Annotated in this window: 20 protein-coding genes; 7 read left to right on the plus strand and 13 right to left on the minus strand. The window is 71.8% G+C overall.

Going from position 1 to position 21,549, the window contains the following annotated elements:
• Nucleotides 1-70: 70 nt before the first annotated feature.
• Both Q1B24_RS12450 and Q1B24_RS12455 read left to right on the plus strand, forming a co-directional pair.
• A complete protein-coding gene (locus tag Q1B24_RS12450) occupies nucleotides 71-1,417 on the plus strand; it encodes a 3-oxoacyl-ACP reductase (RefSeq protein ID WP_299928754.1) in 1,347 nt (448 codons plus the stop codon).
• Nucleotides 1,417-2,304, plus strand: a complete 888-nt coding sequence (locus tag Q1B24_RS12455; protein ID WP_299928756.1) for a MaoC/PaaZ C-terminal domain-containing protein — start codon at nucleotides 1,417-1,419, stop codon at nucleotides 2,302-2,304. The genes Q1B24_RS12450 and Q1B24_RS12455 overlap by 1 nt, the downstream gene beginning before the upstream one ends.
• Nucleotides 2,305-2,306: 2 nt before the next feature.
• On the opposite strand, the gene Q1B24_RS12460 is transcribed toward Q1B24_RS12455, so the two are convergent.
• Both Q1B24_RS12460 and Q1B24_RS12465 read right to left on the minus strand, forming a co-directional pair.
• Nucleotides 2,307-3,173, minus strand: coding sequence for an acyl-CoA thioesterase II (locus tag Q1B24_RS12460; RefSeq protein WP_299928759.1), 867 nt, complete (start codon nucleotides 3,171-3,173; stop codon nucleotides 2,307-2,309).
• Nucleotides 3,173-4,120: a PAC2 family protein gene (locus tag Q1B24_RS12465; protein ID WP_299928762.1), complete on the minus strand. Its 948-nt coding sequence runs from the start codon at nucleotides 4,118-4,120 to the stop codon at nucleotides 3,173-3,175. The genes Q1B24_RS12460 and Q1B24_RS12465 overlap by 1 nt, the downstream gene beginning before the upstream one ends.
• Before the next feature lie 119 nt (nucleotides 4,121-4,239).
• Between Q1B24_RS12465 and Q1B24_RS12470 the strand changes: the two genes are divergently transcribed.
• From Q1B24_RS12470 to Q1B24_RS12485, 4 genes are all read left to right on the plus strand, one after another.
• Complete coding sequence (locus Q1B24_RS12470) at nucleotides 4,240-5,454, plus strand: acetyl-CoA C-acyltransferase (protein ID WP_299928765.1); 1,215 nt, start codon at nucleotides 4,240-4,242, stop codon at nucleotides 5,452-5,454.
• Nucleotides 5,451-7,523 (plus strand): 3-hydroxyacyl-CoA dehydrogenase NAD-binding domain-containing protein, encoded by a 2,073-nt coding sequence (locus Q1B24_RS12475; protein ID WP_299928768.1) that lies wholly within the window; start codon nucleotides 5,451-5,453, stop codon nucleotides 7,521-7,523. The genes Q1B24_RS12470 and Q1B24_RS12475 overlap by 4 nt, the downstream gene beginning before the upstream one ends.
• Before the next feature lie 204 nt (nucleotides 7,524-7,727).
• On the plus strand, nucleotides 7,728-9,275 hold the full coding sequence (locus Q1B24_RS12480; RefSeq protein WP_299928773.1) for a sodium-dependent transporter: 1,548 nt from the start codon (nucleotides 7,728-7,730) through the stop codon (nucleotides 9,273-9,275).
• Nucleotides 9,275-9,403 (plus strand): methionine/alanine import family NSS transporter small subunit, encoded by a 129-nt coding sequence (locus Q1B24_RS12485; protein ID WP_299928776.1) that lies wholly within the window; start codon nucleotides 9,275-9,277, stop codon nucleotides 9,401-9,403. Before Q1B24_RS12480 ends, Q1B24_RS12485 begins: the two co-directional genes overlap by 1 nt.
• Nucleotides 9,404-9,424: 21 nt before the next feature.
• On the opposite strand, the gene dxs is transcribed toward Q1B24_RS12485, so the two are convergent.
• The 6 genes from dxs to Q1B24_RS12515 all read right to left on the minus strand — a co-directional run bounded on the left by dxs (nucleotide 9,425) and on the right by Q1B24_RS12515 (nucleotide 14,406).
• Nucleotides 9,425-11,329, minus strand: coding sequence for a 1-deoxy-D-xylulose-5-phosphate synthase (gene dxs / locus Q1B24_RS12490; RefSeq protein WP_299928779.1), 1,905 nt, complete (start codon nucleotides 11,327-11,329; stop codon nucleotides 9,425-9,427).
• 16 nt (nucleotides 11,330-11,345) lie between these two features.
• Nucleotides 11,346-12,281: an SMP-30/gluconolactonase/LRE family protein gene (locus Q1B24_RS12495; protein WP_299928782.1), complete on the minus strand. Its 936-nt coding sequence runs from the start codon at nucleotides 12,279-12,281 to the stop codon at nucleotides 11,346-11,348.
• The gene (locus Q1B24_RS12500; RefSeq protein WP_299928785.1) at nucleotides 12,278-13,144 is read right to left on the minus strand and encodes an NUDIX domain-containing protein; all 867 of its coding nucleotides are present in this window, start codon (nucleotides 13,142-13,144) and stop codon (nucleotides 12,278-12,280) included. Before Q1B24_RS12500 ends, Q1B24_RS12495 begins: the two co-directional genes overlap by 4 nt.
• Before the next feature lie 20 nt (nucleotides 13,145-13,164).
• Nucleotides 13,165-13,581 carry a hypothetical protein gene (locus tag Q1B24_RS12505; protein WP_299928788.1) on the minus strand — a complete coding sequence of 139 codons (417 nt, stop codon included), beginning with the start codon at nucleotides 13,579-13,581 and terminating at the stop codon, nucleotides 13,165-13,167.
• Between the two features lie 125 nt (nucleotides 13,582-13,706).
• Complete coding sequence (locus Q1B24_RS12510) at nucleotides 13,707-14,111, minus strand: YjbQ family protein (protein ID WP_299928791.1); 405 nt, start codon at nucleotides 14,109-14,111, stop codon at nucleotides 13,707-13,709.
• Nucleotides 14,101-14,406 carry a thiamine-binding protein gene (locus Q1B24_RS12515; RefSeq protein ID WP_299928794.1) on the minus strand — a complete coding sequence of 102 codons (306 nt, stop codon included), beginning with the start codon at nucleotides 14,404-14,406 and terminating at the stop codon, nucleotides 14,101-14,103. Before Q1B24_RS12515 ends, Q1B24_RS12510 begins: the two co-directional genes overlap by 11 nt.
• 138 nt (nucleotides 14,407-14,544) lie before the next feature.
• Here Q1B24_RS12515 and Q1B24_RS12520 point away from each other — a divergent pair, with 138 nt between their 5' ends.
• A complete protein-coding gene (locus tag Q1B24_RS12520) occupies nucleotides 14,545-15,381 on the plus strand; it encodes an alpha/beta hydrolase (protein ID WP_299928797.1) in 837 nt (278 codons plus the stop codon).
• A 31-nt stretch (nucleotides 15,382-15,412) separates the two neighbouring features.
• Here the strand turns inward: Q1B24_RS12520 and Q1B24_RS12525 are convergent, their stop codons facing one another.
• The 5 genes from Q1B24_RS12525 to Q1B24_RS12545 form a co-directional block, all read right to left on the minus strand.
• Nucleotides 15,413-16,087 (minus strand): DUF3105 domain-containing protein, encoded by a 675-nt coding sequence (locus tag Q1B24_RS12525; protein WP_299928800.1) that lies wholly within the window; start codon nucleotides 16,085-16,087, stop codon nucleotides 15,413-15,415.
• 9 nt (nucleotides 16,088-16,096) lie between these two features.
• The gene (locus tag Q1B24_RS12530) at nucleotides 16,097-16,606 is read right to left on the minus strand and encodes a SigE family RNA polymerase sigma factor (protein ID WP_299928803.1); all 510 of its coding nucleotides are present in this window, start codon (nucleotides 16,604-16,606) and stop codon (nucleotides 16,097-16,099) included.
• Nucleotides 16,593-17,954: a hypothetical protein gene (locus Q1B24_RS12535; protein WP_299928805.1), complete on the minus strand. Its 1,362-nt coding sequence runs from the start codon at nucleotides 17,952-17,954 to the stop codon at nucleotides 16,593-16,595. Before Q1B24_RS12535 ends, Q1B24_RS12530 begins: the two co-directional genes overlap by 14 nt.
• Nucleotides 17,955-18,040: 86 nt before the next feature.
• Nucleotides 18,041-18,637 carry a hypothetical protein gene (locus Q1B24_RS12540; RefSeq protein WP_299928807.1) on the minus strand — a complete coding sequence of 199 codons (597 nt, stop codon included), beginning with the start codon at nucleotides 18,635-18,637 and terminating at the stop codon, nucleotides 18,041-18,043.
• On the minus strand, nucleotides 18,634-21,468 hold the full coding sequence (locus Q1B24_RS12545) for an aconitate hydratase (protein ID WP_299928809.1): 2,835 nt from the start codon (nucleotides 21,466-21,468) through the stop codon (nucleotides 18,634-18,636). Before Q1B24_RS12545 ends, Q1B24_RS12540 begins: the two co-directional genes overlap by 4 nt.
• Nucleotides 21,469-21,549: the final 81 nt, after the last annotated feature.

Genomic DNA, 21,549 nt, shown 5'->3' on the forward strand with positions numbered 1-21,549 from the left:
GGAGTTACAGCACGCGTTACACATCGACGAGACCGTCCGTCCGCACCAGCGAAGAGGGAACACCGCGACCATGAGCGACCGCTACCAGGGCTTCGTGTCCACCCCGATCGGCAAGCAGCTCACCAAGATCCTGGGCCTGCCCGCGCCCACGCGGCTGGAGCGCTGGACCGAGGGCGCCCCCCTCGTGGACGGGCTCGTCGTGCTCGGCGGCGAGGGGCGCCTCGCCGAGACGCTGCCGACCACGCTCGACGGGCTCGGCATCGCCTCGACCACCACGCTGGAGGACGGCGTACGCGCCAAGGCCCTGGTGTTCGACGCGACCGGCATCACCGACACCTCGGGGCTCGTCGCCCTGCAGGAGTTCTTCACCCCGCTCATGCGCCGGCTCGAGACCTGCCCGCGCGTCGTCGTGATCGGTACGCCGCCGGAGCAGCGCACCGGCTCGGAGCGGGTGGCGCAGCGCGCGCTCGAGGGCTTCACCCGCTCGCTCGGCAAGGAGATCGGCCGCGGCGGCGCCGTCCAGCTCGTGTACGTCGCCCCTGCCGTCGACGGTGCGATCGCCTCGACCCTCGCCTTCCTCCTCTCCCCCAAGTCGGCCTACGTGTCGGGCCAGGTGGTCCGCATCGGTGCCCACGGCGCCCCCACCGCGGCCACAGCGACCGACGAGGTCGCCGACTGGACCCGCCCGCTGGCCGGCAAGGTCGCCCTCGTCACCGGCGCCAGCCGCGGCATCGGCGAGGAGATCGCCCGCGTGCTGCACCGCGACGGCGCGACCGTGGTCGGCGTCGACGTGCCCCAGGCCGCCAGCGAGCTGCAGACCCTGATGGGCGAGCTCGACGGTGACCACCTCGTGCTCGACATCACCGCCAAGGACGCGCCGCAGCGCATCGCGCACCACCTGCGCGAGCACCACAGCGGCGTCGACGTCGTCGTGCACAACGCGGGCATCACCCGCGACAAGAAGCTCGCCAACATGGCGGAGGACCGGTGGCGCAGCGTCGTCGCCGTCAACCTCACGGCGCCCGAGCTCATCACCCGCGAGCTCCTCGACCAGGGCGTCGTCAACGCCGGCGGCCGCATCGTCGGCGTCGCCTCGATCGCGGGCATCGCCGGCAACGTCGGCCAGACCAACTACGCGACCTCCAAGGCCGGCGTGATCGGCCTCGTCGACAGCCTGCGCGACGAGCTCCCCGACGGCATCACGGTCAACGCCGTCGCGCCCGGCTTCATCATCACCCAGATGACCGCCGCCGTGCCGTTCGCGACCCGCGAGGTCGGCCAGCGCCTCAACGCCATGGCCCAGGGCGGGCTGCCGGTCGACGTCGCCGAGACCATCGCGTGGCTCGCCGGCGCCGGGTCGGGCGCGGTCAACGGCAACGTCGTGCGCGTGTGCGGCCAGATGATGCTGGGCGCCTGATGGCCACCGAGCAGCCGAGGACCCTCACCGGCGAGCCGGGCGGGCTGGCCACGCTCGCCCGCGCCGCGCTGCCGGCCGTCCCTGGTCTCAACCGGCTCCCCGGGATCCGCAAGGGCCCGGCTCGCGACTTCACCGGCCTGTCCTACGCCCGCGAGGCCGTCGTCGTCGAACGCTCGCGCGTCGATGCGTACGCCGGCGTGTGCGGCTTCCCGCGCCGCGACGTCGTACCCGTGAGCTTCCCGCACCTGCTGGCGTTCCCGCTCCACATGGCGATCATGGGCGACCCGGCGTTCCCCTACGCCGCGATCGGGATGGTCCACGTCGAGAACACGATCACCGCGCGACGCGCCATCGGGATCGGCGAGGCGCTCGACGTCACCACCTCGGTCGCCGCGCCGCGCCCGCACGCCAGGGGCGTCCTGCTCGACTTCACCACCACCGTGGCCGCCGACGGCGAGACCGCGTGGGAGTCGACCTCGACCTACCTGCGTCGCGGCCGGTCCGTCGACGGTGCACCCACTCCGGGCCTCACGCTGCCGGACCCGCCGACCGGTGGCGTCGAGTGGCGCCTGCCGGCCGACCTCGGGCGCACGTACGCCGCGGTGTCGGGCGACGCCAACCCGATCCACCTCCACCCGCTGACCGCGAAGGCGCTGGGCTTCCCGCGCCAGATCGCCCACGGCATGTGGACGCTCGCTCGCTCGGTCGCCGCGATCGAGAACCGGTTGCCCGAGGCGGTCACCGTCGAGGTGGCGTTCAAGAAGCCGGTCCTGCTGCCGGGCACCGTGCGCTACGCGGCGCGGCACGACGACGCCGGCTGGAGCTTCGCGATGGCGAACCCGAAGGACGGCTCACCGCACCTGCTCGGCCGGGCCGACCCGGCCTGACGCTACGAGCGGTCGTCGCGCAGGCGGATCAGGCCCTCCTGGGCGACGGTCGCGACGAGCTCGCCCGACTGGGAGAAGACCCGGGCCAGCGCCAGGCCCCGCGCGCCGCCCGCGAACGGCGAGAACTGGTCGTAGAGCCACCACTCGTCGGCACGGAAGGGGCGGTGGAACCAGATCGTGTGGTCGAGCGACGCCGGCTGCAGGCGCGGGGAGGCGATGTGGATGCCGTGGGGCACGAGCGCGGCGCCGAGCAGCGTGAGGTCGCTGGCGTAGGTGAACGCGGCCTGCTGGACCGTCGGGTCGGCAGCGAGGTCGCCGTCGACCTTGATCCAGAGCCGGGCACGCGCCGGGTGGTCGGGGTCCTCGGGCAGCCCCTGACCCGTGATGCCGACGTGACGGATGTCGAGGGCTGCCCACTCCCGCTCCCAGTGCTCGGCGGCCTCGGGGCCGCGCGAGCGGGCCAGCTCCACCAGCGGCATCCCCTGCTCGGGGCTCGGCACGTCGGGCATCCGGTCCTGGTGCTCGAGGCCGGGCTCGGGGACCTGGAAGTTGGCGGTCATGTAGAAAATCGTGCGGCCGTGCTGGCGCGCGGAGACGCGACGGGTGACGAACGAGCGACCGTCGCGGATGCGCTCGACGTCGTACACGATCGGCACGGCCGTGTCGCCCGGACGCAGGAAGTAGGAGTGCAGCGAGTGCAGGACGAACGGGCTGTCCACGCTGCGGGTGGCGGCGACCACCGCCTGGGCGGCGACCTGCCCGCCGAAGACCCGCTGCCGCTCCGTGCGCGCCTGCGCACCGCGGTAGAGGTCGACCTCGAGGCGCTCGAGGTCGAGCAGGCCCGCCAGCTCGTCGGCGCTGCCCGCCATCAGCGACCGTCCCAGCCGCCGGCGTCGTCGCCGTTGTCCTTGGACTCGTCGTCCAGGTTGGCCAGGAACGCCTCGAACGCGCTGCCGATCTCCTCCCCGGTCGGGAGCGGCTCGTCGTCGGAGAGCAGCGACGACCCGCTGGCCTCGGCCTCACGGAAGGAGTCGTACTGCTGCTCCAGCCCGCGCACGACGTCACCGACCTCGTCGTGGGTGGAGAGGTAGCGGTCGACCTCGGTCTCGGTGATCTCGGCCGCCTCGCGCAGCTCGCCGAGGTCGATGGTGAGGTGGCCGCCGATCTCGAGGTGCTCGAGGAGGACGAGCGCCGCCTGGGGGTACTCCATCTGGGCCAGGTAGTGCGGGATGTGGGCGACGAAGCCCAGCGCGTCGATGCCCCACTCCCCCAGCCGGATCTCCAGCAGCGCCTGGGCGCTCGCAGGGACGCGCAGCTCGCCCTGCCACGGGCTCTCGCCGGGGACCAGGTCGGGGCGGTTGGCGTGGGGGGTGATGGCGATCGGACGGGTGTGCGGCACCGCCATCGGCACGGCTCCCATGCTGACGACGCGGCTCACGTCGAAGCGCTCGACGACCTCGCGGACCGCACGCGCGAAGGCCTCCCACCGGATGTCGGGCTCGGGGCCGGCCAGCAGGAGGAACGGCGTACCGCCGCTGTCGCGCAGCGCCCGGACGACGAGCCGGGGCGCCTCGTAGTCGGTGTAGTGGTCGCGGACGAAGGTGACCGGCGGGCGTCGGGCGCGGTAGTCGTGGAGGGCGTCGACGTCGAAGGTGGCCACCACCTTGCCGTCCGACAGGTCGGCCAGGTGCCGCGCCGCCAGCTCGGCGGACTTGCCCGCATCGAGGAATCCGGTGAGGACGACGACGAGGGTGAGGTCACCGGCGTCGGCGAGCACCTCGGCGTCGTCGACGATGTGCACGAGTCGATCGGCCATGGCCAGAGCCTAGTGAGTCGCCGGCCGTGACCCGACACACACCCGCCCTGGTGGGCAGGCGTTGTTACTGAGGGGTAACGTGGGGACACCCTGTCCCCCTCGAAGCCTGGGAGTAGCCAGTGTCCCGACCACAGCGTGAGGTCGTCTTCGTCGACGGCGTACGCACCCCGTTCGGCAAGGCCAAGGGCCAGTACGCCGAGACGCGCGCCGACGACCTCGTCATCAAGAGCATCCGCGAGCTGCTCCGCCGCAACCCGTCGCTGCCCCCCGAGCGGGTCGACGAGGTGGCGATCGCCGCGACCACCCAGATCGGCGACCAGGGCCTGACCATCGGTCGCACCGCCGCGTTGCTCGCCGGCCTGCCCCAGAGCGTCCCCGGCTACTCGATCGACCGCATGTGCGCCGGTGCGATGACGGCCGTGACCAACACCGCGTCGGGCATCGCCTTCGGTGCGTACGACGTCGCCATCGCCGGCGGCGTCGAGCACATGGGCCGCCACCCGATGGGTGAGGGTGTCGACCCCAACCCGCGCATCCTGTCGGAGCGGATCGTCAACCCCGACGCGCTCGTCATGGGCAAGACCGCGGAGAACCTCCACGACCGCTACCCCAGCATCACCAAGCAGCGGGTGGACGAGTACGCCGTCCGCAGCCAGCAGAAGACCAAGGCGGCCTACGACGCCGGGAAGATCCAGCCCGACCTCGTGCCCGTCGCGACCCGCTCGGCCGAGGCCGGCTGGGGCCTGGCCACGACCGACGAGCCCATGCGCCCCGAGACGACGATGGAGTCGCTCGCGAGCCTCAAGACCCCGTTCCGCTCGCACGGCAACGTCACCGCCGGCAACGCCGCGGGGATCAACGACGGCGCCACCGCCGCGCTGCTGGCCGACGAGGAGACCGCGCGCGAGCTCGGCCTCCCGGTGAAGATGCGCCTGGTCACCTACGCCTTCGTCGGTGTCGAGCCAGAGGTGATGGGCGCGGGTCCGATCCCCGCCACGGAGAAGGCCCTCAGGCTGGCCGGTCTCACCATCGACGACATCGAGGCCTTCGAGGTCAACGAGGCGTTCGCCGTCCAGGTGCTCGCCTTCCTCGAGCACTACGGCATCGCCGACGACGACGCCCGGGTGAACCCCTACGGCGGCGCGATCGCGATGGGCCACCCCCTCGCGTCGTCCGGCGTACGCCTGATGAACCAGCTGGCGCGCCAGTTCGAGGAGCGCCCCGAGGTCCGCTACGGCCTCACCACCATGTGCATCGGCATCGGCATGGGCGGCACCGTGATCTGGGAGAACCCCCACTGGACCGGCGGCGACAACGAGGGAGACGTCAAGTGAGCACCATCTTCGAGCGCGCGCAGGCGATCGTGTCCGACGCCGAGCGCGTCACGCAGGCCCACCTGCGGACCGTGACCCTGCCGGGCGCGACCATCGGCCTGATCACCCTCGACAACGGCGAGGACCACACCAAGCCCAACACCTTCGGACCTGCGTCGCTGCTGGCGCTCGACACCGCGATCGACGCGGCGCTGGCCGACGACACGATCGACGCGATCGCCGTGACCGGCAAGCCGTTCATCCTCGCCGCGGGCGCCGACCTCAACGCCATCCAGGGCGGCGGCCCCGACGCCGTACGCACCGTGGCCGAGCTCGGGCACGCCGTCTTCCGCAAGCTGCAGGACGGCGGCAAGCCGTCGTTCGGCTTCATCAACGGCCTCGCCCTCGGCGGGGGCCTCGAGGTGGCACTGCACTGCACCTACCGCACCGTCATGGACTCCGCGCCGGCGCTCGGCCTCCCCGAGGTCATGCTGGGCCTGGTGCCCGGCTGGGGCGGGGCGTGGCTCGTGCCCAACCTCGTCGGCGCCGACAAGGCCGTCACCCTCATCGTCGAGAACCCGCTCAACCAGGGCAGGACCCTGGGCGGGCAGGCGGCGTACGACTTCGGCCTGGCCGACGCGGTCTTCAACGGCGCGGACTTCCTCGAGCAGTCGCTGCTCTGGGCGGCCTCCGTGCTGCGCGGCGAGACCGTCGTCGAGCGCCCCGAGGTCGACCGCGGAGAGGCGTGGGACGCTGCGATCGAGCGTGCGCGCGGGATCGTCGCGGCGAAGACGGGTGGCGGCTCCCCCGCCGCGGCGAAGGCCGTCGAGCTCATCGCCGCGGCGCGCGACACCGACCGGGACGCCGGCTTCGCGGCGGAGGACGACGCCCTCGAGGCGATGTCGCAGACCGCCGAGCTGCTTGCGTCGCTCTACTCGTTCGACCTGGTGCAGAAGCGGGCGAAGCGCCCCGCCGGCGCACCGGACAGGTCGCTGGCCCGCCCGGTGACCAAGGTGGGCATCGTGGGTGCGGGCCTCATGGCCAGCCAGCTCGCGCTGCTGTTCGTACGTCGCCTCGAGGTGCCGGTGGTGCTCACCGACCTCGACCAGGAGCGGGCCGACAAGGGCGTGGCCTACGTGCACGCCGAGATCGACAAGCTGCTCGCCAAGGGGCGGATCAACCAGGACAAGGCCAACCGCCACAAGGCGCTGGTCTCCGGCGAGACCGACAAGCAGGTCGCCTTCGGTGACGCCGACTTCGTGATCGAGGCCGTCTTCGAGGAGATGTCGGTCAAGAAGACGGTCTTCGCCGACGTCGAGAAGGTCGTCAGCAGCGAGTGCGTGCTGGCGACCAACACCTCGTCGCTGTCGATCACCGAGATGGCCGCGGACCTCGAGCACCCCGAGCGGGTCGTGGGCTTCCACTTCTTCAACCCGGTCGCGGTCATGCCGCTGCTGGAGATCGTCAAGGGCGACGCCACCGACGACGCGACGCTGGCGACGGCGTTCGCCACCGGCAAGGCGCTGAAGAAGACGACGATCCTGGTCAAGGACAGCCCGTCGTTCATCGTCAACCGGCTGCTCGGCCGGTTCATGAGCGAGGTCGGTCGCATCGTCGACGAGGGCACCTCCGTCGGTGTCGCCGACGGTGCCTTCGCCGGCATCGCGCCGATGCCGCCGTTCGTGCTGCTCTCGCTCGTCGGGCCGGCGATCGCGCTGCACAACAACGAGACGCTCGCGGGCGCGTTCCCCGACCGCTTCTACGTCTCCCCCGCCCTCGAGCGCATCGTCGCGGCGAAGAAGGGCGCCTACTACGGCCCCGACGGCCGCCTCGACCCCGAGGTCGAGGAGCTGCTCGAGAAGCCCGAGCACCCCGTCGTCCTCACCGCCGACGAGGTGCGGGAGCGCACCTTGGCCGGTCTGGCCGAGGAGGCGCGCCTGATGCTCGACGAGGGCGTCGTCGCCGCACCCCAGGACATCGACCTGGCGATGATCACCGGAGCCGGGTTCTCGTTCTGGAACGGCGGCCTGACCTTCATGCTCGACGTGAAGGGCATCTCGGAGAAGGCGACGGGCACGCGCTTCCACTGATCCGACGCTGAGCGGTGCGTGAGGCATCTTCCGAGCCCGGGGATGATGTCTCACCCACCGCTCGGCCACGGACGCCCCGCCGGGCGGTGAGTCACGCAGGTTCTGGACCTCCAGAACGTGTCCCACTCACCGCTCGGCGGGGCGTTCGCGTGCCTGATCTCTGGCATGCTGGTGCGCTCGACGTCGTCGGCAGGAGGAGGCACCGTGAGCGAAGCAGTGGAACACTCCGAGAAGCACCGGGGGGCGTTCAGCTCCCGCAAGGTCTTCATCCTCGCCGCGATCGGATCGGCAGTCGGGCTCGGCAACATCTGGCGCTTCCCGTACGTCGCCTACGAGAACGGCGGCGGCGCCTTCATCCTCCCGTACCTGATCGCGCTGCTGACTGCAGGACTTCCGTTCCTGCTGCTCGACTACGGCCTGGGCCACCGCTACCGCGGCTCGGCCCCGCTCTCGTTCCGGCGGGCAGCCCGCGCGTCCGAGGGGCTCGGCTGGTGGCAGGTGGGCATCTGCTTCGTCATCGCCGTCTACTACGCCGCGGTCATCGCGTGGGCCGCCCGCTACGCGTTCTTCTCCTTCGACAAGGCGTGGGGCGACGACCCCGAGGGCTTCCTGTTCGGCTCCTACCTGCAGGCGGGCGACCCGGGCATCAGCCTCGACTTCGTCAGCGGCGTCACGGTGCCGCTCGTGCTGGTCTGGGTCACCGTCCTCGCCCTGATGGCTCTGGGGGTGCAGAAGGGCATCGGCGTCGCCTCCACCATCTTCATCCCGATCCTGTTCGCCGCCTTCATCGCGCTCGTCGTGGTCGCGCTGACGCTGGACGGCGCATCCGCCGGCCTGGACGCCTTGTTCACCCCCGACTGGAGCGCGCTCGGCGAGACGAGCGTGTGGATCGCCGCCTACGGCCAGATCTTCTTCTCGTTGTCCGTGGGCTTCGGCATCATGATCACCTACGCCTCGTACGTCGGTCGCCGCAGCGACATGACCGGGTCCGGACTCGTCGTGGGCTTCGCCAACTCCGGCTTCGAGCTGCTCGCCGGCATCGGCGTGTTCGCCGCGCTGGGCTTCATGGCGACCGCCAGCGGCGTGGGCGTCGACGAGGTGGCCACCGATGGTCTCGGGCTGGCGTTCATCGCCTTCCCGGCCATCATCAACGAGGCGCCGGCGGGCGCGCTGATCGGCGTGCTCTTCTTCGGGTCCCTCGTCGTGGCCGGTGTGACGTCGCTCGTCAGCGTCATCGAGGTCGTGATCTCCGCGGTCCGGGACAAGTTCGAGATGTCCCGCGTCGGAGCCTCGATGGCGGTCGGCGTCCCGGCCGCGCTGATCAGCATCACGCTGCTCGGCACGACCACCGGCGTCTACGTGCTCGACATCATCGACCACTTCATCAACCGGTTCGGCATCCTCGTGGTGGCCGTCGCCAGCATGCTCGCGCTCGTATGGGTGTTCCGGAAGACGAGCCTGCTGCGCGAGCACCTCAACCGCGACGGATCGGTGCAGGTCGGTCGCTGGTGGGAGCTGCTCATCGGCGTCTTCGCGCCGGCCGCACTCACCTTCATCCTGGTCAACGAGTTCATCGACAACATCCAGGAGCCCTACGAGGGCTACCCGACGTGGATGCTGGCCACCCTCGGCTGGGGCCTCGCCGCCGCCGTGCTGGTGCTCGGGTTCGTCGCCGCGCGCCTCCCGTGGCGCGAGAGCACCTTCCTCGGTGACCCCGAGATCCAAGCCCGGCAGGACGAGAGGAGCTCCTGATGTCCACCTCTGCCGTCGTCATGATGCTGATCGCGATGCTCGTCCTCTGGGGCGGGCTGGGCGTGGCCATCTGGAACATCAACCGCTACCAGGGCGAGGAGCCGGAGAGCGTGCACCGCGACCTCTGAGGAGGCCCGGCCCGCTGGACGTCAGGCGGTGTGGTCGACCTCGACGATGCCGGCCCCGCCGTCGAGCGCGGTCACGTCCTCGACGATCGAGCGCGCGAGCGTCTGCGCGTCGAGACCGATGCGGGCCAGGATGACGTCGCGCTTGGCGTGGTCGAGGAACTCCTGCGGGATGCCGTGCAGGCGGAACGGCGTCTCGACACCCTCGTCGTTGAGGGTCTGCAGCAGCGTCGCGCCGCACCCGCCGACGCGACCGTTGTCCTCGACGCTGACGACGAGCCGGTGCTCACGGGCGAGGTCGACGATGGCGGGGTCGACGGGCTTGACCCACCGCGGGTCGACCACGGTGACCCCGATGCCCTGGTCGGCCAGCCGCGAGGCGACCTCGACGGCCGTCGTCGCCATCGACCCGACGGCGACGATCAGCACGTCCCGGTCCCCTGAGCGCACCAGCACGTCGGCGCCACCGGCGCGGTCGACCGCCGGTACGTCGGCGGGCGGAGGGCCCTTGGGAAAACGGACGACGGTCGGCGCGTCGTCGACGAGGACGGCCTCGTCGAGCAGCTCGCGCAGCCGGGTGACGTCACGCGGCGCGGCCAGGCGGAGGCCGGGGACGACCTGCAGGATCGACATGTCCCACATGCCGTTGTGGCTCGCACCGTCGTCACCGGTGACGCCGGAGCGGTCGAGCACGAAGGTGACACCGCACTTGTGCAGCGCGACGTCCATCAGCACCTGGTCGAAGGCGCGGTTGAGGAAGGTGGCGTAGACCGCGAAGACCGGGTGCAGCCCGCCCATCGCCAGGCCGGCGGAGGAGGTGACGGCGTGCTGCTCGGCGATCCCGACGTCGAAGGTACGCTCGGGGTACTTCGCGGCGAAGGCGTCGAGGCCGACGGGGTGCATCATCGCCGCGGTGATGGCGACGACGTCCTCACGGCGGCCGCCGAGGTCGACGATGGCCTCGGAGAAGTGGTCGGTCCAGATCTTGCCCTTGGGCTTCTCCGCACCGGTCTGCACGTCGAACGGACCGGGAGCGTGGAACTGGTCGGCCTCGTGCCGCAGGGCGGGGTCGTAGCCCTGGCCCTTGCGGGTCAGGGCGTGGACGATGACCGGGCCGTCGAAGCGCTTGGCGTTGGTCAGCGCCTGCTCCATGGCCGCGCGGTCGTGGCCGTCCACCGGGCCGACGTACTTCAGGCCGAGGTCCTCGAAGAGGCCCTGCGGGGCCAGCGCGTCCTTCATGCCCTTCTTGACCGCGTGGAGCGCGTCGTAGGCCGCGTGCCCGACGCCGGGGACGGCGTTGAGACGCTTCTTCACCAGGTCGAGCACCTGCTCGTAGCGCGGATTGGTGCGCAGCGACGTGAGCGCGGTGGCGAGACCACCGATGGTCGGCGTGTAGGACCGCTCGTTGTCGTTGACGACGATGACCAGGCGGCTCTTCTGCGCGATCGCGATGTTGTTGAGGGCCTCCCAGGCCATGCCGCCGGTCAGCGCGCCGTCGCCGATCACCGCGACGACGTGCCGGTCCTCACCGCGGATCGCATAGGCCTTCGCCAGCCCGTCGGCGTAGGACAGCGCGGTAGACGCGTGGGAGTTCTCCACGATGTCGTGCTCGGACTCGGCCTGGCTCGGGTAGCCGCTGATCCCACCCTCCTTGCGGAGCGTCGCGAAGTCGGCGTGCCGTCCGGTGACGAGCTTGTGGACGTAGGACTGGTGCCCGGTGTCGAAGACGACCCGGTCGTGCGGGGAGTCGAAGACCCGGTGGATCGCCAGCGTCAGCTCGACCACGCCGAGGTTGGGTCCCAGGTGACCGGAGTTGGTCGCGACGGTGCGGATCATCACGTCGCGGATCTCGGCGGCGAGCTCGTCGAGCTGCTCCGCGGAGAGGCCACGGAGGTCGCGCGGCGAGGCGATCGAGTCGAGGAGAGCCATGGGGCAGGAGTCTATTTCATGGGCGGTCGAGGACCGCCACCGACGGCTCGTGGAGGCTTCCCATCCACACGCGCCCCTCGTGCTCCCGGACCCCGGTGACCATGTGGTAGCCGGGACCGTGGTCCGGCCGGGGCAGGTCGAGGTCGTGCACCAGGCGTCCCTCGTCGTCGTAGGCCTGGACCCGAATCGTCTGGGCCGGCTTGGGCTGCAGCGCCGCGGGGATCCGCGTGACCGCCTTGCGCAGCACCATCGGCGCCGACCCGAGCCGCTCGACGAGGCCGTCGACCGGGCTCGCCACCGCGACCCAGATCAGCCCGTCGCTGCCCCGGCTGATGTTGTCGGGATAGCCCGGGAGGTCGGCGACGAGGTGGTCGCGCTCCCCCGCGCGCGGCCCGCTCAGCCAGAGTCGTACGACGGTGCGGCCGCGGCACTCGGCCACGGCGACGTAGGACTCGTCGGCGGCGAGCGCGACGCCGTTGGCGAAGGCGAGACCCTCGAGGACGACCTCGACGGCCCCGTCGGGGTCGCGTCGGAGCAGCCGGCCGGTCCGGGTGTGCTGGACGAAGTCGTCCTTCCACCGGTCGACGCCGTAGTGGAGCGAGGAGTCGCTGAACCAGATCGTGCCGTCGGAAGCGACGGCGGCGTTGTTGCAGAACTGCATCGCTCGGCCCTCGACCCGGTCGACCAGCACCTCGACGGTGCCGGACGCGGGCGCGACCCGGAGCACGCCTCGCCGGGCGTCGCAGACGACGAGGTCGCCGTCGGGGAGGAGCTCGAGGCCGAGGGGCCGACCGCCGGTGTCGGCGATCCGGCGGGTGCTGCCGGTCGCCGGCTCGAGAGCCCAGATCACCCCGTCCTCGGTGCCGGTGAAGACCGTGCCGTCGGGGGCGACGACGACGTCCTCGGCACCCATCGACGGGACGGGGTGGACGGTGAGGGTGCGATCGGTCATGGCGCCATGCTGGCGTAGAGATCGCTGTCGAGGAAGGCCGGGACGATGTCGGTGGCGGCCGAGCTGAGGTCGAGCCCGCGCGCCACGGCGGGGTCGACGAACACGATCTGACGTCCCTCCCGGCAGTCGATGTCGGCGTCCGTGAGGTCGGTGGCGGCGACGAAGACCTGCATCACGTCCCACGAGCCGTAGGCCTGGTGATGGTCCACCACGAACTCCCGGAACAGGCGCAGGTTGCCCGCCGGCATCCGGACCCCGGTCTCCTCCTCCAGCTCGCGGTGGGCGGCGGGCTCGAAGTCCTCACCCGGGTCGACGTGCCCGCCGGCCAGGCCCCACTTCTCCGGGTCGATCCGCGGGTGCTCGTCGCGCTCCTGCAGCAGGATCCGACCCCGGCGGTCGACGAGGATGATCCCCGCAAACTTCCTCGGGTCCGGACCGGGGTCGAAGGGGTGGACCTCGGACCACTCGCGCACCCGGTGGAGGGTCAGCTCCGTCGCCCTGTGCAGCGGGCGGTCGGCGAGGTCGTCGAGGTGGACGAAGACCATCTGGCGGCCCTCACCGCACACCACGTCCGCCTGCCTGGCGGTGGTCCGGACCGCGAACAGCTCGAACTCGTCGTCCCCGCCGCACCCGTCGCTGCGGAACCGCCGCGCCCCCAGCGACTCGAGGTCGTGGACGTCGACGAGGAGGCCGGTCTCCTCGGCGAGCTCGCGCACGGCCGCGTCGGCGAAGCCCTCCCCGGCCTCGAGGTCCCCGCCGGGGTAGCCCCAGCGGCCCGGCTCGTGGAGCGCGTCGTCGCCGCGCTCCTGCATCAGCAGCCGCCCCTGCGGGTCGATGACGGCGACGGCGGCGAACCTGTGCATCACGCGACCCTAGCCAGACCTCACATCCGCACCCGGTAGCGACGCCCGCGGAGGGCGTCCTCGACCAACCCCACCTCGCGGCGTACGCCGAGCAGGCGGGCGTCCTCGAGCTGGAACGTCTGCACGGCCGCGAGGACGACCGCCTCGTCGGCCACGTCCTTGAGGTCGCCGCGGATCTCGCTCAGCCCGCGGCGAGTCGCCAGCTGCTGGGCCTCGACGTGCAGCACCGCGAAGCGGGCCAGGACGACGACGTGCCGCCGCAGCCCCGAGAAGCGGCGGTAGTCGGGCGGGCAGAGGTCGAGCAGCCAGCTCGCAGCCGTCACCTCCCAGTCCGGCGCGTCCGGCGGTCGCACCTGCCGCGGCCACCCGGGCGGCGCGACCCCGCGGTGCCCCTCGGGCGGGGTGGGCCGCTGGCGGGGCTGCGGGGCGGGGAACACCCGGACAGTCTATCGAACAGGTGTTCGACGTGAAACGGGTGACGACTCCTCGACTGGCGGTCAACGGGGAAGGACGACCTCGACATGTCGCGGCGATGCTCCCCGCTGTGCCGCGGGCAGGGCGCTCAGCCCGCCAGGAACGACCAGCGCACCTGGCGCTCGTCGTTGTCGACGTTGAGGTCGACCAGGCAGATGCTCTGCCAGGTGCCGAGCGCGAGCCGGCCCCCGAGCACCGGGATCGTGCAGTGGGGCGGCACGAATGCCGGCATCACGTGGGAGCGGCCGTGGCCGGGCGAGCCGTGGCGGTGGCGCCAGCGGTCGTCGGGAGGCAGCTGGTCGCGCAGCGTGGCGAGCAGGTCGTCGTCCGACCCGGCGCCCGTCTCGATCACCGCGATGCCGGCGGTCGCGTGGGGCACGAAGACCTGGAGCAGCCCGTCGCCGCGGCCGTCCACGAACTCGACCGCGTCCTGCGTCAGGTCGAGCACGACCTCGTCCGCGCCGGTGCGGTAGGTGCGGATCTCACTGTCCATCGCGCAGCGCCTCCTCGATCCGCTCCACCTTCGCGGTCAGCTGGCCCTCGTAGCCCGGGCGGATGTCGGCCTTCAGCACCAGGCCGACCCGCGGCGACACGGCGGCGACCGCGTCGACGGCCTGCTTGACCACGGCCATCACCTCGTCCCACTCCCCCTCCACGTTGGTGAACATCGCGTTGGTCTCGTGGGGCAGCCCCGATTCGCGTACGACGCGGACGGCCGTGGCGACCGCGTCGGTGACCGAGCCGGAGGGGTCGCTGGACATGGGTGAGATCGAGAAGGCGACGAGCATGTCTCCACGCTAGGGCACGCCCCGCCTCCCGGGCCGCGGCCACCCCGGCGGGTGGAACGACCCATCCACGCCCGTGCCTACGTTCGAAGGACCAAGGAACGGCCCTCCCACCCGGGGGCCCCAACGAAGGGACACCACGTGCCTGACGTCACCGCAAGCTCCGGCCTGCTGAGCTCCACCAAGGTCCATGTCGAGGACTCGGGCGGGAGCGGTCGGCCCGTCGTCCTCATCCACGGCTGGCCCCTCTCCGGCGAGTCGTGGAGCGAGCAGGTCGGCCCGCTGAGCGCCGCCGGCTACCGCGTCGTCGCCTACGACCGCCGCGGCTTCGGTCGCAGCGACAAGCCGTCCAAGGGCTACGACTACGACACCCTCGCCGACGACCTCGACGGGATCCTCTCCGAGCTCGACCTCACCGACGTCACGCTCGTCGGGTTCTCGATGGGCGGCGGTGAGGTGGCCCGCTACATCGCCCGCCACGGCCAGGAGCGGGTGCACTCGGTCGTGTTCGCGGCCGCCGTCCCGCCCTACCTGATGAAGGGCGACGACAACCCCGACGGGCCGCTGACCGAGGAGGCCGCGACCGAGATGACTAAGGGGCTCGAGGAGGACCGGACCACGTTCTTCGACGGCTTCACCCGCGACTTCTTCTCCGCCAAGGGCGAGCTGAAGGTGACCGAGGAGCAGCGCCAGGAGGCCATCGCGATGTGCCACCAGAGCGACCAGAAGGCGGCGCTGGGCTGCATGGAGGCCTTCGGCACCACCGACTTCCGCGACGACCTCACCCAGGTCACGGTGCCCACGCTCGTCATCCACGGCGACAGCGACGCCACGGTCCCGTTCGAGGGCTCGGGCAAGCGCACCCGCGAGGCGGTCGCCGGCTCGGAGCTCATCGTCGTACCGGACGCGCCGCACGGCTTCAACGTCAGCCACGCCGACGAGTTCAACGCCGCGCTGCTGGACTTCCTGGCCCGCTGAGGCCGGCCCGCCCGAGCAGACCGCCCCCGCCTCAGGCGTCGGTGCCCTGCTCGGGCAGCCCGCCCTGGGGGTCGGGGGTGCCGCCCTGGCAGCTCACCCCGAACTCCGGGGCGGTGTGCCCGTCGCCGTACTCCTCGAGGAAGAGCCCCAGCCGCCGGTCGTCCGCACCGTCGAGCTGCAGCTGCGCGCCCCACACCGTCACCACGACCGGCGAGGGCAGGTCCTCGCGCGGGGACATGATGCCGTTGTCGGGCAGCTGCTCGGCGAGCGCTGCGCGGTCGTCCTCCGACAGGTCGGGGTCGTGGGTGATCCACACGGTGCCGTGCTCGAGGTCGTGGACGGCGTTCTCGTCGCGGACCGGCTCGTCGTAGACGCCGCACGCCAGCCAGATGGGAGCGTGGGCGCCCCCGGCGGGCGGGTTCTGCTCGTAGGTCACGTCGTCGGTGGTGTGGGAGCGGTCGGCGAGGTCCCAGGTCTCCACCAGGGTGAGGTCGAGGGCGCGCTGCTCCCGCTCGTCACCGCGGATCGCCCGGTCGACGAGCGGGGCGACGAGGGCTGCGCCGAGCACGAGCGCGGCCGCGACACTCGCCAGCACCAGGGGCAGGCTGCGCCGGCGGCGCTCCTCAACGGGCGCGGTGCCGACCGCGGGCCCGGGGTCCTGCTGCTCGACCGCCTCGGGCGGACCGGGGTGCTGGACGTCGCTCACGGCGTCAGGCTACCGACGGAGGTCCAACACCACGTCGGTGCGATCCTCGTCGTCGGCGGGGAGCGCGACCCGCAGCCGCGCCAGCCCGTCGCGCGCCTGTGACTTGACCGTGCCGGGTGCGATGCCGAGCTGCGCCGCGATCTCGGCCTCGGAGAGTCCCTCGTAGTAGCGCAGCACGAGCACCGCTCGCTGCCGCGGCGCGAGCGACCGCAGCGCGTCGCGTACGGCGATCAGCTCGGCGCTGTCCGGGTCGTGCGACAGCGCCTCGGGCAGCACGTCGGTCGCGTGCTCGCGCCAGCGTCGGCGCCGCCAGCGCGAGACGTTCTCGTTGACCATCGTCCGCCGGACGTAGGGCTCGGGGTTCTCGGCGATGCGGCGCCACTGCGGGACGATCTTGACCAGCGTCGTCTGGACGAGGTCCTCGGCGTCCTGGGCGTGCCCGGTGAGGAGGTACGCCGTCCGCAGCAGCGCGGCCTGCCGCGCGACGACGAACTCGGCGAAGCCGTCAGGCGTGGCCACGTCGCCGCCTCAGGTCGCGCCAGAGCGAGAGGCAGAAGACCAGGGCGAGGATCCCACCTGCTCCGACGACTCGAGGGTCGGGAGCGAACGGGGCGTCCGGGGCGGGCACGACCTCGGCGGTCCACGCGTCGGCGGCCACCTGCGGCGTGTTACCCGCGAACTCCGTCAGGTCCGTCCGCCCACCGCTCACCACGTCGAGCGCCCACGCCCGGTGGACGCGCTGGGGCCGACCCTCCTCCACCTCGTCCAGCCCGGCCACGACCACCTCGGTCGCGGAACGCCACCCCAGGACCGTCCCCGCGACGGCGTCGTCGACCTGGCGCAGCGCCACGCGGGTGTCGGCGACGGAGCCCACGACGACCGGCTTGGGCGTCGAGTCGTACGTGCTGGCGTCGGGCATCAGCAGGGCCGCCAGGCGGGCCCCGTCGGTGCTGAGTGCCGCGTGGACGGTCCCCGCCTCGCCGGGCGCGCCGGCCGGGAGCTCGAGCCGGAGCGTCCGCGGGTCACGGTCGCCGGTGACCACCTCCACCCGGCCGGAACGGCCCTGCTCGACGAAGCCGCCGGGTGCGTCGCCGACGCCGTTGGCGCTGACGCGGCGGCCGGCCGGGCTGGTGGCGTCCTCGCGCTCGTCGGTACCCAGGTCCCACGTGTGGGTCCGGGTCCGTGCGGTGAGCACACCGTCCTCCCGAGCCTGCGCGGGGCCAGCCGACCACCACAGCACGTCCCCCGCCCAGGCCAGGCCGCCGATCCACAACCCGTGGTCGGACTCGATGGTCCAGACGTCGCGCTCGCCGGTCTCGAGGTCGAGCACGGCGACCCCGTCGGCGAGCATCGCGCTCTCCCCCGCCTGCCCGAGCGCGTCGGCGTCGGCAGTCGTCGCGATCCAGTACGCCACGCGCGAGCCGTCGTGCGACACGGCGACCTCACCGAGCTCGAGCGCGTCGGGCAGGTCGAGGAACCGCGACTCCCCCGTTGTCGCCGAGACGCCCCAGAAGGCGTTGCGGTCCGACCACAGGCCCGACCGCGTGCCGGTGCCGACGGCCGAGAGACGTCCCGGGACGCTCGGGAAGGCGGACTCCCAGCTCCCCGGCTGGCGGACCACGTCGGGCAGGACCATGGGCTGCGCGGAGTCCGCCGGCTCGACGCGCTGCACCCGCGCGAGCAGCAGGGGCGTCGTCGTCGTACCCAGCAGCCCGACCGCTACGACGGCGGCCAGCGCCGCTGCGAGCCTCCCGCGTTGCCGTCGGCGACCGTGGGTCCAGACCGCGTCGGGGTCGATGACGCCGGCCGGCGCGTGCGCGGCCAGGCGCTCGAGCCGGTCGACGACGTCGATGGGTGGTGCGGACATGCGTGAATCCCCCTCGTGTGCGGCACAGCCTCACACGTCCACACGCCACGAGGAGCGCATCCGGTGGGGTGGCTCCGGGGGATTTCTCAGGCGAGCGCCGCGCGTACGGCCCCGGCGCGCTCGTCGTACTCGTCCTGCGGGATGTCGGGCAGCATGTCGGCCCAGACCGGCAGGTTGGAGCCGCGCAGCTCGAGGACCCCGAGCGGGCGGGCCAGCACGTTGACGGACAGGTGGCCGCCGCCATTCTCCCACTTGCTCACCTGGACGTTGCCGACGCCAGGGAGCGCGCGCAGGGCGCGGTAGGTGCGCGCTACCAGCCGACCGAGCTCCTCGTCGGCAGCCTGGTCGAGGTCGTCGAGCCGCTCGTGCTCGCGCGAGACGACGTTGGCGACGAACATCAGGCTGGTGCCACCCGGCCGGATCACCGCGAGTCGGGACCCGGTGTGCAGCACGAGCTCGTCACGCCCGAGGGCCTTGCAGGTGCCGCAGGCGTCGGGCGAGCGGTCCCGTGACGGCTCGGGGACGACCCGCTCCCCCATCGGCTTCGGGGTGAGCCCGTCGCGCTCGAAGGGGAAGACCTCCCAGTCGGCCATGCCGCCCAGCGGCGGGCGGCCGGCCGCGTCCAGGTGGTCCTGGACGCGGCCGCGCCACACCGCTGCCGGATCGGTGGCAGGGTCGGTCATCCGCGCAGCAGGTTGCGCAGGACGTACTGCATGATCCCGCCGTTGCGGTAGTAGTTGGCCTCGCCCGGGGTGTCGATGCGGACGGTGGCCTGGAACTCGCTGGTCTCGCCGTGCGCCTGGTCGGTGCCGGGCGCGGGCTCCACCTTGACCGTGACGGTCTTCGGCGTGGTGCCGTCGTTGAGCTCGGTGATGCCGCTGATCGAGATGATCTCGGCTCCGGTGAGGCCCAGGTCGTCGGCAGTCTTGCCGTCGGGGAACTGCAGCGGGATGACGCCCATGCCGATGAGGTTGGAGCGGTGGATCCGCTCGTAGGACTCGGCGATGACGGCCTTGACGCCCAGCAGCGCGGTGCCCTTGGCGGCCCAGTCGCGCGAGGACCCGGAGCCGTACTCCTTGCCGGCCAGGACGACCAGCGGGGTGCCGGCCTCCTGGTAGCTCTGGCTGGCCTCGTAGACGCTGGTGACCTCGCCGTCCTTGGTGAAGTCCTTGGTCACGCCGCCCTCGGTGCCGGGCGCGATCTGGTTGCGCAGGCGGATGTTGGCGAACGTGCCGCGGATCATGACCTCGTGGTTGCCGCGGCGCGAGCCGTAGGAGTTGAAGTCACGCTGCTCGACACCGTGCTCGGCGAGGTAGTGGCCTGCCGGGCTGTCCTTCTTGATCGCACCGGCCGGGCTGATGTGGTCGGTGGTGACCGAGTCGCCCAGCTTGAGCAGGACGCGGGCGCCGACGATGTCGGTGACCGGCTCCGGCTCGTCGGGCATGCCGTCGAAGTAGGGAGGACGGCGGACGTAGGTCGAGTCCTCGTCCCACTCGAAGGTGTTGCCCTCCGGGGTGGGCAGCGACTGCCAGCGCTCGTCACCCTTGAAGACGTCGGCGTAGGAGTCGCCGAACATGTCGGAGGTGATCGCCTGGGCGATCGTCTCCTCGATCTCCTGCGGGCTCGGCCAGATGTCCTCGAGGAAGACGTCGTTGCCGTCGGCGTCCTGGCCCAGCGGGTCACCGAACAGGTCGACGTCCATCGACCCGGCCAGCGCGTAGGCAACGACGAGCGGCGGCGACGCGAGGTAGTTCATCTTCACGTCCGGGTTGATCCGGCCCTCGAAGTTGCGGTTTCCGGACAGCACCGAGACGACCGCGAGGTCGGCCTCGTTGACGGCCGCCGACACCTCGGGGATGAGCGGGCCGGAGTTGCCGATGCAGGTCGTGCAGCCGTATCCGACGAGGTTGAATCCCAGCTTGTCGAGGTAGGGCGTGAGGCCCGAGCGGTCGTAGTAGTCGGAGACGACCTTGGAGCCGGGCGCGAGCGAGGTCTTGACCCACGGCTTGCGGGTCAGGCCCTTCTCGACGGCCTTCTTGGCCAGCAGCGCGGCACCGATCATCACGCTCGGGTTGGAGGTGTTGGTGCACGACGTGATCGCGGCGATCACCACGGCGCCGTGGTCGATCTCGACCTCCTGGCCGTCGAGCGAGACCTTCGTCCGCTTCGTGGGCCGACCGGCGTCCTTCGGGGCGTCGGCGTGCACGGGCTTGCCGTTGCCGCCCTCGTGGCTCGGCGAGTCGGAGGCCGGGAAGGACTCCTCGACCGCCTCGTCGTACCCCGTGGCCTCGGCGGCGTCGTCCGGGTCGGAGTCGCCCTCGTCGACGTAGTCCGCGAGCGCGGCGCGGAACGAGTCCTTGGCCGCACTGACCTCGACGCGGTCCTGCGGACGCTTCGGGCCGGCCAGCGACGGCACCACGGTGGAGACGTCGAGCTCGAGGCGCTCGCTGTAGCGCGGCTCGGCGCTCGGGTCGTGCCACAGCCCCTGCTCCTTGGCGTACGCCTCGACGAGGGCAAGCTGCTCGTCGGTGCGGCCGGTCAGGCGCAGGTAGTCGATCGTCTGGTCGTCGATCGGGAAGACCGCGATCGTCGAGCCGAACTCCGGGCTCATGTTGCCGATGGTGGCGCGGTTGGCCAGGGGCAGCGCGGAGACGCCCTCGCCGTAGAACTCGACGAACTTGCCGACCACGCCGTGCTCGCGGAGCATCTCGGTGATGGTCAGCACGAGGTCGGTGGCCGTCGAACCCGCGGGCAGCTCGCCCGACAGCTTGAAGCCCACGACGCGCGGGATCAGCATGGAGACCGGCTGGCCGAGCATCGCGGCCTCGGCCTCGATGCCGCCCACGCCCCAGCCCACCACGCCGATGCCGTTGACCATCGTGGTGTGGGAGTCGGTGCCGACGCAGGTGTCGGGGTAGGCCACGCCGTCGCGGACCATGACCACGCGCGCGAGGTGCTCGATGTTGACCTGGTGGACGATGCCGGTGCCCGGGGGGACGACCTTGAAGTCGTCGAAGGCGCCCTGGCCCCAACGGAGGAACTGGTAACGCTCGCGGTTGCGCTCGTACTCGATCTCGACGTTGCGCTCGAAGGCGTCGGCCGAGCCGAAGACGTCGGCGATCACCGAGTGGTCGATGACCATCTCGGCGGGCGCGAGCGGGTTGATCTTGGTGGCGTCGCCGCCGAGCTCCGCCATCGCCTCGCGCATGGTGGCGAGGTCGACGACGCAGGGCACGCCGGTGAAGTCCTGCATGATCACGCGGGCAGGCGTGAACTGGATCTCCTGGTCGGGCGCGGCGCTGGCGTCCCAGCCGGCGATCGCCTTGATGTGGTCGGCGGTGATGTCCGCGCCGTCCTCGGTGCGGAGCAGGTTCTCCAGCAGCACCTTCAGCGAGAAGGGCAGGCTCTGGACGTCGAGCCCCTCACCCTCGACCGCGTCGAGTCGGTAGATCTCGTAGGACTGTCCGTCCACGTCCAAGGTGCCCTTGGCACCGAAGCTGTCCTGACTGGCCATCAGCCACATCTCCTCGGGAGTTCGCGGGTTCGCATCCATCTTGCCGTCGCACCCTGAGGCGCGGGAAGCAGGGGGACCCCT

This window comes from uncultured Nocardioides sp. (assembly GCF_947488025.1).
Classification (GTDB): domain Bacteria; phylum Actinomycetota; class Actinomycetes; order Propionibacteriales; family Nocardioidaceae; genus Nocardioides.

Bases quoted from the DNA above. Each gene is read 5' to 3' on its own strand.
- Q1B24_RS12540 (WP_299928807.1), bottom strand. From the start codon at position 18,637: ATGACCGACCCTGCCACCGATCCGGCAGCGGTGTGGCGCGGCCGCGTC.
- Q1B24_RS12460 (WP_299928759.1), bottom strand. From the start codon at position 3,173: ATGGCGGGCAGCGCCGACGAGCTGGCGGGCCTGCTCGACCTCGAGCGC.
- Q1B24_RS12535 (WP_299928805.1), bottom strand. From the start codon at position 17,954: ATGTCCGCACCACCCATCGACGTCGTCGACCGGCTCGAGCGCCTGGCC.
- Q1B24_RS12545 (WP_299928809.1), bottom strand. From the start codon at position 21,468: ATGGCCAGTCAGGACAGCTTCGGTGCCAAGGGCACCTTGGACGTGGAC.
- Q1B24_RS12485 (WP_299928776.1), top strand. From the start codon at position 9,275: ATGTCCACCTCTGCCGTCGTCATGATGCTGATCGCGATGCTCGTCCTC.
- Q1B24_RS12450 (WP_299928754.1), top strand. From the start codon at position 71: ATGAGCGACCGCTACCAGGGCTTCGTGTCCACCCCGATCGGCAAGCAG.
- dxs (WP_299928779.1), bottom strand. From the start codon at position 11,329: ATGGCTCTCCTCGACTCGATCGCCTCGCCGCGCGACCTCCGTGGCCTC.
- Q1B24_RS12465 (WP_299928762.1), bottom strand. From the start codon at position 4,120: ATGGCCGATCGACTCGTGCACATCGTCGACGACGCCGAGGTGCTCGCC.
- Q1B24_RS12455 (WP_299928756.1), top strand. From the start codon at position 1,417: ATGGCCACCGAGCAGCCGAGGACCCTCACCGGCGAGCCGGGCGGGCTG.
- Q1B24_RS12495 (WP_299928782.1), bottom strand. From the start codon at position 12,281: ATGACCGATCGCACCCTCACCGTCCACCCCGTCCCGTCGATGGGTGCC.
- Q1B24_RS12500 (WP_299928785.1), bottom strand. From the start codon at position 13,144: ATGCACAGGTTCGCCGCCGTCGCCGTCATCGACCCGCAGGGGCGGCTG.
- Q1B24_RS12515 (WP_299928794.1), bottom strand. From the start codon at position 14,406: ATGCTCGTCGCCTTCTCGATCTCACCCATGTCCAGCGACCCCTCCGGC.
- Q1B24_RS12510 (WP_299928791.1), bottom strand. From the start codon at position 14,111: ATGGACAGTGAGATCCGCACCTACCGCACCGGCGCGGACGAGGTCGTG.